At 66.1% G+C, this 13,211-nt stretch carries 20 protein-coding genes; 15 read left to right on the top strand and 5 right to left on the bottom strand.

Annotated features, from left to right (window positions below; genetic code table 11):
- Window positions 1–30: 30 nt before the first annotated feature.
- Window positions 31–363, bottom strand: a complete 333-nt coding sequence (locus Q0379_RS14275; RefSeq protein ID WP_299010010.1) for a hypothetical protein — start codon at window positions 361–363, stop codon at window positions 31–33.
- Complete coding sequence (locus Q0379_RS14270) at window positions 360–1,106, bottom strand: 3'-5' exoribonuclease (protein WP_299010007.1); 747 nt, start codon at window positions 1,104–1,106, stop codon at window positions 360–362. The genes Q0379_RS14275 and Q0379_RS14270 overlap by 4 nt, the downstream gene beginning before the upstream one ends.
- Before the next feature lie 32 nt (window positions 1,107–1,138).
- On the opposite strand from Q0379_RS14270, the gene Q0379_RS14265 reads away from it, so the two are divergent.
- Both Q0379_RS14265 and Q0379_RS14260 read left to right on the top strand, forming a co-directional pair.
- Window positions 1,139–1,447 carry a hypothetical protein gene (locus tag Q0379_RS14265; protein ID WP_299010004.1) on the top strand — a complete coding sequence of 103 codons (309 nt, stop codon included), beginning with the start codon at window positions 1,139–1,141 and terminating at the stop codon, window positions 1,445–1,447.
- A 45-nt stretch (window positions 1,448–1,492) separates the two neighbouring features.
- Window positions 1,493–1,852, top strand: a complete 360-nt coding sequence (locus Q0379_RS14260) for a hypothetical protein (RefSeq protein ID WP_299010001.1) — start codon at window positions 1,493–1,495, stop codon at window positions 1,850–1,852.
- On the opposite strand, the gene Q0379_RS14255 is transcribed toward Q0379_RS14260, so the two are convergent.
- The 3 genes from Q0379_RS14255 to Q0379_RS14245 form a co-directional block, all read right to left on the bottom strand.
- Window positions 1,821–2,249 carry a hypothetical protein gene (locus Q0379_RS14255; protein ID WP_299009999.1) on the bottom strand — a complete coding sequence of 143 codons (429 nt, stop codon included), beginning with the start codon at window positions 2,247–2,249 and terminating at the stop codon, window positions 1,821–1,823. The genes Q0379_RS14260 and Q0379_RS14255 overlap by 32 nt on opposite strands.
- Window positions 2,249–2,380, bottom strand: coding sequence for a hypothetical protein (locus tag Q0379_RS14250; RefSeq protein ID WP_299009997.1), 132 nt, complete (start codon window positions 2,378–2,380; stop codon window positions 2,249–2,251). The genes Q0379_RS14255 and Q0379_RS14250 overlap by 1 nt, the downstream gene beginning before the upstream one ends.
- A 439-nt stretch (window positions 2,381–2,819) precedes the next feature.
- Entirely contained in the window at window positions 2,820–3,575 is a 756-nt protein-coding gene (locus Q0379_RS14245; protein ID WP_299009994.1) for a helix-turn-helix domain-containing protein, read from the bottom strand.
- 232 nt (window positions 3,576–3,807) lie between these two features.
- Between Q0379_RS14245 and Q0379_RS14240 the strand changes: the two genes are divergently transcribed.
- The 13 genes from Q0379_RS14240 (at window position 3,808) to Q0379_RS14180 (ending at window position 13,204) form a co-directional block, all read left to right on the top strand.
- Complete coding sequence (locus tag Q0379_RS14240) at window positions 3,808–4,317, top strand: hypothetical protein (RefSeq protein ID WP_299009991.1); 510 nt, start codon at window positions 3,808–3,810, stop codon at window positions 4,315–4,317.
- Between the two features lie 22 nt (window positions 4,318–4,339).
- On the top strand, window positions 4,340–4,963 hold the full coding sequence (locus tag Q0379_RS14235; RefSeq protein WP_299009987.1) for a hypothetical protein: 624 nt from the start codon (window positions 4,340–4,342) through the stop codon (window positions 4,961–4,963).
- A 2-nt stretch (window positions 4,964–4,965) separates the two neighbouring features.
- Complete coding sequence (locus tag Q0379_RS14230; RefSeq protein ID WP_299009985.1) at window positions 4,966–5,247, top strand: hypothetical protein; 282 nt, start codon at window positions 4,966–4,968, stop codon at window positions 5,245–5,247.
- Entirely contained in the window at window positions 5,244–5,570 is a 327-nt protein-coding gene (locus tag Q0379_RS14225; RefSeq protein WP_299009982.1) for a hypothetical protein, read from the top strand. The genes Q0379_RS14230 and Q0379_RS14225 overlap by 4 nt, the downstream gene beginning before the upstream one ends.
- On the top strand, window positions 5,567–5,887 hold the full coding sequence (locus Q0379_RS14220; RefSeq protein ID WP_299009979.1) for a hypothetical protein: 321 nt from the start codon (window positions 5,567–5,569) through the stop codon (window positions 5,885–5,887). The genes Q0379_RS14225 and Q0379_RS14220 overlap by 4 nt, the downstream gene beginning before the upstream one ends.
- A 95-nt stretch (window positions 5,888–5,982) precedes the next feature.
- A complete protein-coding gene (locus Q0379_RS14215) occupies window positions 5,983–6,228 on the top strand; it encodes a hypothetical protein (RefSeq protein WP_299009976.1) in 246 nt (81 codons plus the stop codon).
- Window positions 6,218–7,063, top strand: a complete 846-nt coding sequence (locus tag Q0379_RS14210) for an HNH endonuclease signature motif containing protein (RefSeq protein ID WP_299009973.1) — start codon at window positions 6,218–6,220, stop codon at window positions 7,061–7,063. Before Q0379_RS14215 ends, Q0379_RS14210 begins: the two co-directional genes overlap by 11 nt.
- A 26-nt stretch (window positions 7,064–7,089) precedes the next feature.
- On the top strand, window positions 7,090–7,938 hold the full coding sequence (locus Q0379_RS14205; protein WP_299009970.1) for a hypothetical protein: 849 nt from the start codon (window positions 7,090–7,092) through the stop codon (window positions 7,936–7,938).
- Window positions 7,935–9,515: a phage/plasmid primase, P4 family gene (locus Q0379_RS14200; RefSeq protein WP_299009967.1), complete on the top strand. Its 1,581-nt coding sequence runs from the start codon at window positions 7,935–7,937 to the stop codon at window positions 9,513–9,515. Before Q0379_RS14205 ends, Q0379_RS14200 begins: the two co-directional genes overlap by 4 nt.
- Window positions 9,516–9,744: 229 nt before the next feature.
- Window positions 9,745–10,401 (top strand): hypothetical protein, encoded by a 657-nt coding sequence (locus tag Q0379_RS14195; RefSeq protein ID WP_299009964.1) that lies wholly within the window; start codon window positions 9,745–9,747, stop codon window positions 10,399–10,401.
- An 80-nt stretch (window positions 10,402–10,481) separates the two neighbouring features.
- Window positions 10,482–10,943, top strand: a complete 462-nt coding sequence (locus Q0379_RS14190) for an HNH endonuclease signature motif containing protein (protein WP_366519327.1) — start codon at window positions 10,482–10,484, stop codon at window positions 10,941–10,943.
- Between the two features lie 210 nt (window positions 10,944–11,153).
- Window positions 11,154–11,513, top strand: coding sequence for a hypothetical protein (locus Q0379_RS14185; RefSeq protein WP_299009958.1), 360 nt, complete (start codon window positions 11,154–11,156; stop codon window positions 11,511–11,513).
- Window positions 11,486–13,204 carry a terminase TerL endonuclease subunit gene (locus Q0379_RS14180; protein ID WP_299009954.1) on the top strand — a complete coding sequence of 573 codons (1,719 nt, stop codon included), beginning with the start codon at window positions 11,486–11,488 and terminating at the stop codon, window positions 13,202–13,204. The genes Q0379_RS14185 and Q0379_RS14180 overlap by 28 nt, the downstream gene beginning before the upstream one ends.
- Window positions 13,205–13,211: the final 7 nt, after the last annotated feature.

The following is a 13,211-nucleotide window of genomic DNA, read 5'->3' as shown; positions in this document are numbered from 1 at the left end:
GATGCTGAAGGGGTGTCGCTGGCGAGCCGTCTAGACGGCGGCCGGGCGTTGTCGGCGTTCGTCGACGTCTTCGAAGAGTGGGCGTTGTTCCGGATCGTCACGGACGAGGTCGACGCCTTCCTCGTCGCGGGTGACGTAGAAGGTCGACTTCGGCTGGTCGTCGACCGGGAGCTTGGCTTTGACCGCCGAGTAAAGGTCGACCCGCTCGCCGCCCTTTTCGGGTTTGATCGTGATCGTCAGCGTGACGGCGGCGGCCTTGCCGGTGTCGATGGCCGCGGCGGTCGCCAGCGCCAGTTGGGCGGTCGCCTGATCGATGGCGCGCCCCTTGCGGATGTCCCGAAGGACGTCGATGAAAGGTCTCATTGGACCTGGTCTCCGGTTGGTGAAGGAATGCCCAGCATGTCGTCCGTCGCGACCTCCCAAAGGGCGCGGATCTGCTTCATGCAGTCGTGGACGGGGTCGTGGGCGGCGGCTGGGAGGGTGACGGCCTCGGCGCCGCGTCGGCGCGGAAGCTTGCGGCGCAGGGTTCGGCAGTCGACGACGTTGGCGTAGTGCCAAGGCGTGTCGTGACCATCGTCAGCCATGGCACCGGCGAGGTTGGCGATGTCGAAAGCGACGCCTTGCGAATAGACCTCGAACCCCGGCGCGAGGTGGTCGGCGGCGAAGTTGGAAAGTCGGCGGTGAAGGTCGTGCAACGAGCACCGGACGGCGATGATCTGGCCTTCGCCCTCGAACAACGGGTCGACGAAATGGGCGCAGGCGGCGCGCGGCTGGCGGTTCCAGAACCGTTGAGTTCCCTGGTCGACGACGCGGCCTTCGACGAGCTGTTCGGCGAGATCGAACACCAGCAGCAGCGGCGGCCCCATGACAGGCTCGGCCGGCGTGAGGTCGAACGGAACCGCGCCGAGACTGACGATCAGCGCGCGGCCGGGGTGCAGCGACATGCTCTCGATATCGAGCATGAGGTTGGCGTAGCGTCGCGGGGGCGCGGCTTCTGACAGCGCCAGCTCGTCGAACAGGATCGTTGTCACGCGCGCGCCAAGGATCTGTGGCGGCTCGGCTTCATGGATCGCCGCGGCGACCTGGGCGATGGAATCGGACATCATGGTCTCGCTTTCAGACGTGGCAGGGGGTCGGCGTGCAGGGTTTGAAGATCGACGAGTGGTGGCACGGCCTGATCGTCGCCGGGGTCGCCGTGCTAGGCGTCGGCGCGTTCGCGAAAGACACGGCCGTGATCGGCCTGGCTTTCGGCATGGTCTTTTTCGGCGTCGGGGTCTGGGCCAACCATGCGAAGTCCCACAGGCTGCTCCAGCCGACCTTCGACACGCGCTTTCTGGCCTCTAGCCAGGAATTCCGCCCGACGTGGTTCGGCATGATCGCGTCAATCATCGGCGCGGGTCTGATCGCATTGGGCGGCTTCAAGCTGGTCCTGAAGATGCTGGCGTGACGCGGTGGCCTGATCGAAGGAAGCTGACGTGCTTGGAGGGATGTGATGGTGGGCTTGGTCGGCGTGGCCGGTGTTCCTGCGGTGCAGAGGATCGACGGTGGGCGTCTAGCGCTCTGGGTCGGTGATCCGGCCAGCCCTTCAGGCCTTGTCATTGATGAACCGGCCGCCGTGACGCTGGCCCAGCGCCTGGTCGTGGCGGTGGAGCGACGCGCGGTCGAGACGGGGTTCACCGCGCCGCTGGACCGCCTGCGGATCTTCCCGCCCGAACAGGGCGCGCCGGGGCGGCTGGTGATCAAGGGCGGTGACCAGGTCGTCACCTTCCTGATCGAGTGGCCCGACCTGGTGGCCTTGGCTGAGACAGCGAGACAGGCGCTCACGGCTGCTGACCCCGCTGGAAGCGATTGACGAACAGCGTCGCGAGGCTCTTGGGCGCGAACTCGATCGCCTGGCGGAGCAGGCTTCGCGCGGGTTGGGTCGCCGTGCTGATGCGCCGCAAAACGCTGGCGTCTAGTCGGCTTCCGGGCGGTGGCGCGGCGGCGTTGGTCCATATGGAGAGAGCCGTCGGACGCTGAGCCAGACGAACCCCTCGATATAGACGGATAGACACGTCCGCCCGGCGGATGCGCGCGACCTGGATGTTCCGGTCGGCCAACGCTCGCGCGAAAGTCAGCCGCGTCATGGGGATGACGCCGCCAGCGCGCATCTCGGCGGCGTAGTCGTCGAAGAGGGCCTGGGCGGTCGTGTAGGCGGCCGCGTCGACGACCACGCGGGACGACAGCCATTCGGAGAAGCTGGCGGCCATCACAGTCCGCCCAAGCCCAGAATGACGATAAGCGCGGCGGCGAACACCAGCGCCCAGCCGCGATCTGCGGGCGTGGTCGCGGTCGAGGTCGCTAGTCGGTCTTTGTTCGTGTCGTGTCTGGCCGCCTGCATGGCGTTCCCCCGTCGCTACTCGCGACGAGTGATGACATTATGTGCTCATGGCGGCAAGCACAAATTGTCTTAGCCTATTTGGCGATGATCTCGGGGCGGCACAAGGCCTTTAGTGGCCGGGGAGATTGCACGGTGATTGAGTCGGAGGCTGTGGCTCCTGGGCCGAGGTCGAAGACGTGGGCCGACCCGCTAACGACAAGCGATCCGTCGGCGTCTCTGAACTCGCATGTGGCGGCGGCAATTTGCACACTGCTCGAACCGGTGTTGGTCAACGCGACTGGGTAGACTTGATACGCTCCGTATTGGTCGCGAGGTTTTCCGACCTCGATAGTGATGGGGGGCGGCGTGGAGCTGCCTGAACTTGTGGCTGTCGGTTGAAAGCTGCGGGAGTTGTCGCATCCGAAGAGGCCCAACGCGAGTAGGGCGAAGGCGTGGCTTTTCATCGGGGTGACATGCCCTTGACCTTAGCTGCCCAGAATAGTTCAGCGTCGAGAATAGGCGGTTCGGTTTGTGACATCAGATGGAACAATCCTTCGCTGCGGCTCGGCTTGATCTGTTTAACTAATATCCGCCCGTCAGTGAGGCCGACAACGCAAAGTTTTCCGAAGAGGTCGGATGTGATCGGCGACCTCACATCATCATAGAATACGAGCCACTCGCTAAAGAATGGCCCCAGGCTCTCGCCGCGTATCTCAACCGCGACCGTTTTCTCTGTCGATCCCTCTGGGGCGGGCACGTAGTCGAATGGTCCTTGGCCTGAAGAGAATAGTACTGCTTCAGCTCCAGCTTGAACGTAGCCGACGACAGGAACGGTCGTGATGCCGTCCGCATTTGCCCCCACTTCGAGTTCAGCGACGGATATGCCTAGAGCAGTCGCGACGCGCTCCACATACTCACGGCTGGGCTCTGTGCGGGACCGTTCCCATGACGAGATCGTCGTTTGCTCTGCATTGATCTCGTCGGCCAGCTTGCGCTGAGACCAACCGCGATTAGCTCGCGCTCTCGCAATGCGTTCCCCGATTTTCATGCACGGAAGGTGGGAGAACCTGAATTCCGGGTCTAACGACAAATTGTGCTTGCGACTAAGACAAAATGTCTTCAAATTCCGGCTATGCGCACTCATGCTGAAATCGTCCGCGACTACGGAGCGGCGGCTATCGCCCGCGAGCTCGCCGCCAGGAGCGTCGGCGTTCATCAATCCACGCCGCAGCGGTGGGCTGAGCGAGACTCCATTCCTGGGGAGTACTGGCGGCTCCTGACCGAGATCGGAGTCGCCAAGCTAGACGAGCTTGCGGATGCTGCGGCTGGGCGGGCCGCGCGCAAGGTCGGTGAAAGCCAATGATGTGCGGTTTTCATAAGGCTAAGGTGCGGCAGGTTGTCGCGGCGGTCTCCCGGAATCCTCAACCTCAAATTCCGGAGGGCCTCGCGTGACCAAGGCCATCGGCTATCGCAAGCGCACGCCGGGAACCCTGCATGAGGTGTTGACCCGCGCCTTCGCCCAGGCGGGCGGGGTCGAGAGCGCCGCCGACATGCTGCCCGGCCGCACGGGAAAGCGGCTGTACGAGGCGGCGACGCCTGGCCTGGAGCCGCGCCATGAAACGCAGCTCACCTATGGCGAGGCGCGCATGCTGACCCGCGGCCATGGGGGCGTCCACGCCTTCGCCGAAGATCTGGCGTTGCTGGCGGGCGGGATCTTCCTTCCGCCGATCGACGCGGGCGCCGGGACCATCGGGGCCCAGGCGGGCCGCGCCGGTCGCGAGGTCGGCGAGGCCATGGCCGAGGTCTATCGCGCGCTCGAAGATGGCGTCTTCACCCGCGAAGAGGCCGTGGCCGTCCTGCCTTTCCTTCGCGAGGCCGCCGAGGGCGTCGCCGAACTCTATCGCCAGGTCCACGCGCTGATCGAACCGGCCGCGCCGACCAATCCATCCAAACCCTAACGCGAGCCTCGGGGGGCGTCTCATGACTACCGTTCACGACTGGAACCGCGCCGAGGACATCGGCCCGCGCATCATCGCCGCGTTCTACGCCGGCCAATCCGTCCGCGACATCGCAACCCACATGGACAAGGGCGAGGGCTTGGTGGCCGGCGTGCTGGGCCGTGGCCGGGTTTACCGCCACCTGATGCCGGGTCGTGAGGCCGAAGGCTTCCTGGCCGAGGAAAGCGTAGCCTTCGCGACCGTCGTCCGCGAGGGCAAGGCGCCGGAGGCGGCGGGCCGCGCCCTGGGCAAGAGCGAGATCGCCAGCCGGGCGCACGCGAAGGCGCTGGGCTTGCTGACCAAGCGCAAGGTCTCCCAGGCCAGCCGCGAGGCGGCCCTGGAGGCGAAGGCCATCGCGCCGCCCAAGATCGTCGTCAACCCGGTCGAGGCCACGCCGCGCCATCCGGACGACAGCGCCGAGGACAAGGCCCAGCGTGAGCGCGACGACCGATATGTCGCGCTGCTGATCGCCGAGGGCGGGTTCACCCGATACGACGACGGCTTCGACTGGCTGCTGGACATGAGCGGGGCGCGGATCGCCGCCGTCAGCGAGAGCGCCAAGGCCGAACTGGCCCAGGCGCGTCAGCTCATCGGCGCGGCGGCCTGACCATGGCCCGCCAGCCGTCCTTCTTCGACCGTGACGAGGTCGCTCCCGTGCGCAGGGCCGCCCAGGTCCGCGTCGCGGCGAGCGCGCCCATCCAACCGTTGCCGCCTGGCCAGCGTCCGGCGGGGTGGCGCGCGCCGACCGATAGCGGCCGACCCGGCATCCGCGAAGAGGCGTGCGCCCGCTGTGGCGGCGCGGCCTGCTGCGGCGACAAGGGGCAATGGTTCTGCTGGTCGTGCAAGCCGGCCGACTTCCTGTCGCTGGCCCAGGCGGGGAGGGCGGCGTGAGCGCGAACACGCCTCCCGTTGGCGTCATGGGTCTGCCGCTGGCCTTCGTCTTGGCGACTTGCTCGGCCCAGCACGCGAACCGTTGCCGGTCTCGCGTCGAGAACGGCGAGATCGCGCGCGAGCCGGTTCGCGCCGTCGTGGTCGGAAACCGTTGGTGGGTTCTGGTCCAGTTCGAGCGCGAAGCCGCTGGCGAGATCATGTTCCCGCTGGACGCCTTCAGCGTCGACAACAAGGTCGTCGGCGCGAGCGCGCTGGACGCCCTTTGCGCCCTTCGGGGTGTCGTTTCCCATGAAGAGGCGCTTTGCGCGTGCGTGGCCCCATGAGCGCGAGCCGTCTAGACGCCTCGGAAGTCCGCGAGGCCGTCCCGACCAATCGGGCCGTTAAGACCTTCGAGTGCTTGGAGTGCGGCAAGGCCGCCGTCAGCACGGCGGTCAACGCCGAGTTCTGCTGTTCGGCCTGCCGCAAGGCTTGGAACAACCGCCGCCTCGTGCGCGGGGCCGAGCTGTACGACTTCATGATGGTGCTGCGGTTCGATCGCGGCCGGGCGAAGGCTCTGCGCCTCTGGACTCTGATGTGCCGTCTAGTCGCCCTGTTCCGTGACGAGGACTGGCGCGACCGCGCCGGCCGTCGCAGCTGGTAGCCCGCCGAGCAGGTCCTGGACAAGAAGGCGTTCCTGCACGCCGTGGTCGTGCTGCGGCGGCGTGTTGTCAGAACTTCTGAAGGCGGATGAAAGTCATGAAGAACAAAATCATCGACATGAACAATCATCTGTTTGCGCAGCTAGAGCGCCTGTCTGATGAGGACCTAACCTCAGAGCAAATCGAGCGTGAAATAAAGCGGACCGAGGCAATCGTTGACGTCGCGAAACAGATCGTGTCCGCGGCTGATCTGACGCTTAAGGCCGCCTCGCTTGTCGCGGAGTATGGCGAGATCGTGCGGCCAAGCCTCCCAATGATTGGTGGAGGGCGAGATGCGGGGTAGGAGAATTGATTACTCCGCCGATGAGATGAGGTGGCTGGAGGCCAATCGGTCTCTTGTGATCAGCGACTACCACCGGGCCTTCCAAGTCGAGTTCTCGCGTCCAGAGATCACGGCGGCGAACCTACATTCGCTGCGTAAGCGGAAGGGGTGGAAGGTTGGTCGCGCGCGTGGCCGCACCGCTGGGCGCCTGAAGCGCTATTCACCGGCCGAGATAGCGTGGCTGCAGGAGAACTGCACCCTACCGATCTCTGAGTACCACGCCGCGTTCGTTCGGGCCTTCGGGCGCGCGGACATCGCTACCCAGCATCTACAAGCGCTCCGAAAGCGCCAGGGCTGGAAGACGGGTCGCACGGGCCATTTTGCCAAGGGCCAGGCGCCTATGAACAAGGGCAAGGTCTGTCCTCCAGGTGTCGGCGGGCGTCATCCCAATGCGCAGCGCACGCAGTTCAAGAAGGGCCATGAGCCCCACAACACCAAGTACCTCGGCCATGAGCGCGTGAACGTAGACGGATACGTCGAGATCAGCGTCGCCGAGACAAACCCGCATACGGGCTACGGCCGGCGCTACGTTCACAAGCACGTTCACCTCTGGCAGGCCTTACACGGCCCAGTGCCTGAGGGCTACTGCCTCAAGGCCATCGACGGCAACCGCCTGAACACCGATCCAAGCAACTGGGAAGCCATCCCGCGCGGCATTTTTCCCCGCCTGAACGGCGGCCGAGCTACCCGCGTCATGGCTTACGACACCGCGCCCGACGAGTTGAAGCCGACGCTATTGGCGCTGGCTAAGGTTGAGCACAAGGCGAGGTCTCTCAAGCGCCAGAAGTCGCAATGAACAGCGGGATTTCAAGCGAACAGCTCATGGCCGAGGTCGAGAACCGCCTGACCGACGTGTTCGCGGCCACGCGTGTCAATCCCTGGCGGGCGGGCTACGACCTGGCGGCCAAGCGCTTCGGTCTGGCGTCGGAGACGGTTGCGAAGGGCGTCGGCGTCCTGAAGGGCGCGTTCGCGCGCGTCATGCCGCGCGCGGGCCAGCCCAAGCGCTTCCGCCTGGCCGAGCCGTCCGAGCGGGCGGCGGCGGTTCCGTGCCTGCTGCTGCGGTTCGACGCCTGGCCCTGGTCGGATGACGACGATGTCCTGGCGCTGAGCCTGACGCCCGACAGCCGCCGGTTCTGGCGCTGGACCGCCAAGGTTCCGACGATCGGCGATCCCAAGGTGACCGCCAACGGCTCGCTTCTGGTCAACGAAGACGCGCACCGGTTCATCGGCCGCGTGATCCGCGCCAGCGCCGCCGCCAGGTCCGCCGAGGATGAGCGCCGCGACGTCGTCGCGCGAGGCTTCGCGCGGGCGCGAGCCGAGAGCCGTCTAGACAGCATGGACGCGGCCCTGGCGCTCTCGCCAGACGATCCGCGGCGCGTGGCGTATCTGACGGCCGTCCGCGAGGCGCTGAGCGCCGGAGAGGGCGTCGCCGATCGCTGGCGTCTGGAGACGCGCTGGCCCGACGGCGAGCTGATCCTGGACCCGGCCGCCATGGACTGGACCAAGCGGGGCGGCCTGGCTGGCGTCGAGACAATCGAGATCCTGGACGGTCCGACCATGGGGCCGCTTGGGCGGGCGCTGAAGGCGCTCAATAGCAACATCGGTACGAAGCGGGGCGTGGACCTTCTAGGCCATGGTGACGCCGCGACCCAGCGTAGGAGGGCCGCATGAGCGACGACGCTCTGGACGACGAGGGCGGCAACTACTTCGGCGAGGATGGCGAGCCGATCGTCGACGACGGCGCCTTCCGGGTGATCCTCGGCGGGCTGGAGCCGACGCCGCTGGATTTCGAACTGTGCGCCCTGCCTGAGAACGACCTGGCCAACGCCAAGCGGCTCGCGGCCCGCAATGACGGGCGCGCGTGGTGGACCAAGGAATGGGGGCCGGGCGCTTGGGATGGCCGTCGGTTCGATTTCGTCGGCGGCGAGGCGGCTGTCGGGCGGATGGCCCAGGCCACGGCCGAGCGCCTGCTGACCCATGAGGTTCCGGCCTTCTATCGGTCGCAGCGCGTGAAGGGCGAGACGGAGAAGGACTGGCAAAAGCGCGTGGCGCGCTTCTACGGGTTCGCGCTCCAGGCTGGGAACAACGGCCGGACGGAGGCCATGCTGAAGCAGGCCGAGCGGCGCGGGACGCGGCCCCTGGCTGATTTCGACTCTGATCCGGACAAAATGGCCGTCGCCAACGGGACGTTGACCCTGGATCGCAACGACCGAGTGAAGTTCGAGCCTGGGCACAATCCCGCCGACCTGATGACGGTGTGCGGCCTGGCCAACTACGACCCGAAAGCCAAGTGTCCGACCTTCGACGCCTTCCTGGCCAAGGTGCAGCCGGACGACGAGGTCCGCGCGTTTCTGGCCAGGATCATCGGCTATTGCATGACGGGCCACATCGGCGAACAGGCCTATTTCATCTTCCAAGGCAAGGGCGGCGACGGCAAATCGACCTTCCTGACGGCGATCGAGGCGGCGCTGGGCGGCATGGTGGCCAACGCCTCGATCGACACCTTCCTGCACCGGGACCGTAAGGGCTCGGACCACTCGGCCGACATCGCGCGGCTGGCGTCGGGGGTGCGCCTGGTCAAGGCCTCGGAACCGGAGCAAGGCGCGCGCCTGGCGGAGTCGGTGCTGAAGGTCGTCACGGGCGGCGAGCCGTTCCCGGCGCGGGCGATGTACCGCGAGCCGTTCGAGTTCGTGGCCCGCTGGAAGCTGGTCATCAGTTGTAACCGCAAGCCTCAGATCCGGGGCGACGACCGCGGCATCTGGCGGCGGACGCTGGTCGTGCCGTGGCCAGTGTCGATCCCGAAGGACGAGATGGACAAGACCTTGGCCGAGAAGCTGGCGGCCGAGGCGTCGGGAATCCTGAACTGGGCGCTCCGAGGCTGGGAGGACTGGGTCGAGAAGGGCGGTCTCGCGCCGCCGAAGGCGGTCACGGACGCCGTCGAGGAATACCGGCTGAACTCCAACCCGTTCGGCGCGTGGTTCGACACCTGTTGCGAGCCTCGCCCAGACGGTCGCGTTCCGGCGGGCCTGCTTTACCAGAGCTACAAGGGCTGGATCGCCCAGATGGGCTTCGAACAGGCCATGAGCCAGACGGCGTTCGGAAAGATGCTGGCCGACCGCAACCTGGAGCGCCTTCGGTCAAACGGCATCCAGTGGGGCGGCATCGTGCTCAACGCCGAGGGCCAGGAGGCGATCGACGCCGGGCGCAAGGCCGAAATGGAAGAGCGCTATGGGCCAGATCCGGACTGATCTGGAACGGTTTCGGAAGGGTTTGGAACGGTTTGCGGAACGGTTCTAGGCCTGAAAGGCAAGTTAAGTCAGTAGCTTATCTGGGTTGCGGAACGGTTGGAACGGTTTGGTCGGGCTTCGTGATGTGTGCGCGCCCTCGCACACGCAAGGATTCACTAAACCGTTCCAACCGTTCCACGGTCTCAGCGGGAAGAAGAAGATAGTCGTGTCAAACCAAGGGGTTATCGGAATGGCTGAACAAGCTGTCGAAATCGAAACCGTTCCGCAAACCGTTCCGGACGAGGTGAAGCCTCCCCGGAAAGTGCTCCGAGCCGGCGAGGCGGCCGTTGAGGCCTATCGGCAAAAGGTGCGTGAGGCCCAGGCCGTGGCCGAGCAACAGCAGCGGGAGCGGGAAGAGGCCGAGGCCGCCGCGACCAAGCGCGGCCTGGGCGAGGCCAAGGCGCGGGCCGAGGCCAAGGGAGAGGAAGTGGCCGAAGAGGCCGACGGCCGGGTCGTGGTTGGGCGTGATGGGCTGGACTGGCTCTATCGCAAGGGCAAGCTGATCCGTCCGCACTACGAAGCCGGTCTTCGCTTCCGGTCCGACTTCGAGCTGGCCAACGGTAGCGGGATGGTGTCGTGCCTGGTCCTGGAGACTGGCGGTTCGTTCGGGCCGAAGGCCGGGGCGACCGATCGCCAGATCCGGGCTCATGCCGCCGTCAAGGAGGCCCTCTCCGTCGAGGCGCTGGGTTCGCCGCTTCTCCGGCCGTACATCGTCTATGTCGCGGGCATGGGCGAGATGCTTTCGGGGAGCCGGTTCGGCGGTTCGCGCCAGAAGGCCGACGCGCACCTTCATCCTTGTGTGATCGCCTTGGACGCCCTGGCCCGCCACTATGGGATGATCCGCTGAAGGTGAATCGCTTCGTCGAGCGCTCTTGCAAACGTCCGACGTTTCTGGCCTTAAATGTCGAAGGTCGATAGCTGCGACCGATGAGAACCCGCCGGGCGAGAGCCTTCGGCGGGTTCTGTCGTTTCAGCCCTCGGGCTTTCCCCTCCCCACTGACTGCGGAGGCGCGGCCTCGCGCCTCCGGCCTTCTCGACATGGGCAAACTCGCCGCTCTTCCATCGACCCTGGCGTCGTTGGCCCCGACCATCGGCTTTCAACGCGACACGCACGGGCATAGCCCGGAGGCTGAGCCTTGGCGGGCTTGGTACTGCACCGCCGAATGGAAGCGGCTTCGCCTGGCCACGTTCAAGCGGGACGGGTGGACTTGTCAGTGTGGGTGCGGGGCCAAAGAGGGGCGCTCGTCGCAGCTCGTCGCTGACCACAAGACGCCGCACCGTGGCGACCAGAAGCTCTTCTGGGACCCGGACAACCTGCAAACCCTAACCAAGGCCTGCCACGACAGCCGGAAGCAAGCCGAAGAGCGCCGAGCGCCCTGGCAGGGCTGACGGGGGTAGGGGGGGGGGCAAATCCTTCGGGCCGCCGGGGCCGCATACCGGCGTCCCTTACATGCGGAGGTTTTTTTTCCGATGGCCGAGGATTCCGGCCCGAAGGCGGGTCAAACCGACCTTTGGGGCGATCCGTGGGTCGAGCCGAAGGACCGGCGGGGCCGAAAGGCGCACCGCAAAAGCCCGCAAGTTGCTGAAAAGGTTGCGGTTTTGATCGCTACCGGATCGACCCAAGAAGAGATCGCCGCGATCGTCGGTCTAAGTGTCCCGACGCTCAACAAGTATTATTTTAAGTCGCTGTCTGACGGCGCGGCGATCATCCGCGGCGTGGTCAATCTGTCGCTCGTGGAAGAGGCCAAGAAGGGCAAGGTCGCGGCGGCTCGGCTGCTGATAGACCAGATCGAGAAGGGCGACGCTAGCGCGCCGATGCGCCGCGCCCGCCGAGCCGTCCAGGCCCAGGTCCAGCAGACGGCCGACAGCCAACCGATGGGCAAGAAGGCGACGGCTCATGCCGCCGCCCAGACGGCCCATGAGGGGACCGAATGGGGCAGTCTGCTGAAGCTGAACTAGCCCCGGCCTGGTCGTTCGCTTGCCCCGACTGGGTCGAGCGGCTGAAGACCGGGCGGTCCCTCGTTCCTGATCTGCCGCTTGACGCCGCCGAGGCCGAGCGGGCGGTAGGGATCTTCAACAAGTTGCGCCTGCCGGACGTGCCTGGTCTGCCGACCATGGCCGAGGCGGCGGGCGACTGGTTTCGGGACATCGTCCGGGCCGCCTTCGGCTCGATCGACCCAGAGACCGGACGGAGGCGCGTGGCCGAGATCCTGGCCATGGTCCCGAAGAAGAACAGCAAGACGACGGGCGCGGCGGGGGTGATGATCACCGCCCTGCTGATGAACGAGCGCCCGCGCGCGGAAATGCTCTTCATCGGGCCGACACAGGACATCGCCGACCTCGCCTTCCAACAGGCCTCGGGGATGATCGAGGCCGATCCGTACCTCGAAAAGCGCTTCAAGGTGATCGATCACCTGAAGACGATCGAGGATCGGACGAACAAGACCAAGCTGAAGATCAAGACCTTCGACATGAAGGTCATGACCGGGGTGAAGCCGGTCGTCGTGATGGTCGACGAGCTGCACATCATCTCGACATACAGCTACGCGACGCGTGTCTTCGGCCAGATCCGGGGCGGCCTTATCGCCAACCCGGAAAGCCTGCTGATCTGCACGACGACCCAGAGCGACGAGCCGCCGGCCGGCCTGTTCAAACAGGAACTCCAGTACGCCCGCGGCGTCCGCGACGGGAAGATCACCGAAAAGGTTCGGCTGCTGCCGATCCTGTACGAGTTCCCGGAGGCCATCCAGGTCTCGCGCGACAAGCTATGGATGGACCCGGCGCTGTGGCCGATGGTTCTGCCGAACCTGGGCTACTCGATCACGATCGACCGCCTGCTGGACGACTTCGCGGGCGCCCGCGACAAGGGCGAGGAAGAGGTTCGGCGCTGGGCGTCGCAGCACCTCAATGTCGAGATCGGCATGGCGCTGCACTCGGACCGTTGGGCCGGTGTCGACCATTGGCTCTCGGCCGCCGACGACAGCATCACGCTGGACGAGATCGAGGAACGCTGTGACGTCGCCGTGGTCGGCATCGACGGCGGCGGCCTTGACGACCTTCTGGGCTTGGCGGTGCTCGGCCGTGAGAAGGATACGCGCGACTGGCTGCTGTGGAACCGGGCCTGGGCGCACCCGCAAGTCTTCGAGCGGCGCAAGGAAATCGCCGAACGCCTGCACGACTTCGTCAAGGCCGGCGACCTGGTCATCTGCGAACGGCCGACACAAGACATCCAGGACGTGGCGGCCATCGTCGCGCGGCTGCATGTCGCGGGGCTCTTGCCTGACCAGTTCGCGGTCGGTCTGGACCCGCAAGGCATCGCGGCCATGGTCGACGAGATCATCGCTTCTGGCCTCGCGCGTGAACAGCTCGTCGCCGTCCCGCAAGGCTACAAGCTTTCGGGCGCGATCTGGAGCGCCGAGCGCAAGCTGGCCGACGGGACGCTGTGGCACGCCGGCCAAGACCTCATGACCTGGTGCGCCGGCAACGCCAAGGCCGAGCAACGCGGCAACGCGGTGCTGATCACCAAACAGGCGGCCGGCAAGGCCAAGATCGACCCTTTGATCGCTGCTTTCAACGCCGTGCAGCTCATGGCCCGCAACCCGGAGGCATCTGTGATGACGACCGACGCTTCCGCCGTGGTGGTGATCTGACATGAAC

Source organism: uncultured Caulobacter sp., assembly GCF_937900395.1.
GTDB lineage: Bacteria > Pseudomonadota > Alphaproteobacteria > Caulobacterales > Caulobacteraceae > Caulobacter.
The sequence above is the reverse complement of the archived record's forward strand: the minus strand, read 5'-3'. Positions and strand labels throughout refer to the sequence as shown.

Bases quoted from the DNA above. Each gene is read 5' to 3' on its own strand.
- Q0379_RS14275 (WP_299010010.1), bottom strand. From the start codon at position 363: ATGAGACCTTTCATCGACGTCCTTCGGGACATCCGCAAGGGGCGCGCC.
- Q0379_RS14270 (WP_299010007.1), bottom strand. From the start codon at position 1,106: ATGATGTCCGATTCCATCGCCCAGGTCGCCGCGGCGATCCATGAAGCC.
- Q0379_RS14260 (WP_299010001.1), top strand. From the start codon at position 1,493: ATGGTGGGCTTGGTCGGCGTGGCCGGTGTTCCTGCGGTGCAGAGGATC.
- Q0379_RS14255 (WP_299009999.1), bottom strand. From the start codon at position 2,249: ATGGCCGCCAGCTTCTCCGAATGGCTGTCGTCCCGCGTGGTCGTCGAC.
- Q0379_RS14250 (WP_299009997.1), bottom strand. From the start codon at position 2,380: ATGCAGGCGGCCAGACACGACACGAACAAAGACCGACTAGCGACCTCG.
- Q0379_RS14245 (WP_299009994.1), bottom strand. From the start codon at position 3,575: ATGAACGCCGACGCTCCTGGCGGCGAGCTCGCGGGCGATAGCCGCCGC.
- Q0379_RS14235 (WP_299009987.1), top strand. From the start codon at position 4,340: ATGACTACCGTTCACGACTGGAACCGCGCCGAGGACATCGGCCCGCGC.
- Q0379_RS14230 (WP_299009985.1), top strand. From the start codon at position 4,966: ATGGCCCGCCAGCCGTCCTTCTTCGACCGTGACGAGGTCGCTCCCGTG.
- Q0379_RS14220 (WP_299009979.1), top strand. From the start codon at position 5,567: ATGAGCGCGAGCCGTCTAGACGCCTCGGAAGTCCGCGAGGCCGTCCCG.
- Q0379_RS14215 (WP_299009976.1), top strand. From the start codon at position 5,983: ATGAAGAACAAAATCATCGACATGAACAATCATCTGTTTGCGCAGCTA.
- Q0379_RS14210 (WP_299009973.1), top strand. From the start codon at position 6,218: ATGCGGGGTAGGAGAATTGATTACTCCGCCGATGAGATGAGGTGGCTG.
- Q0379_RS14205 (WP_299009970.1), top strand. From the start codon at position 7,090: ATGGCCGAGGTCGAGAACCGCCTGACCGACGTGTTCGCGGCCACGCGT.
- Q0379_RS14200 (WP_299009967.1), top strand. From the start codon at position 7,935: ATGAGCGACGACGCTCTGGACGACGAGGGCGGCAACTACTTCGGCGAG.
- Q0379_RS14195 (WP_299009964.1), top strand. From the start codon at position 9,745: ATGGCTGAACAAGCTGTCGAAATCGAAACCGTTCCGCAAACCGTTCCG.
- Q0379_RS14190 (WP_366519327.1), top strand. From the start codon at position 10,482: ATGAGAACCCGCCGGGCGAGAGCCTTCGGCGGGTTCTGTCGTTTCAGC.
- Q0379_RS14180 (WP_299009954.1), top strand. From the start codon at position 11,486: ATGGGGCAGTCTGCTGAAGCTGAACTAGCCCCGGCCTGGTCGTTCGCT.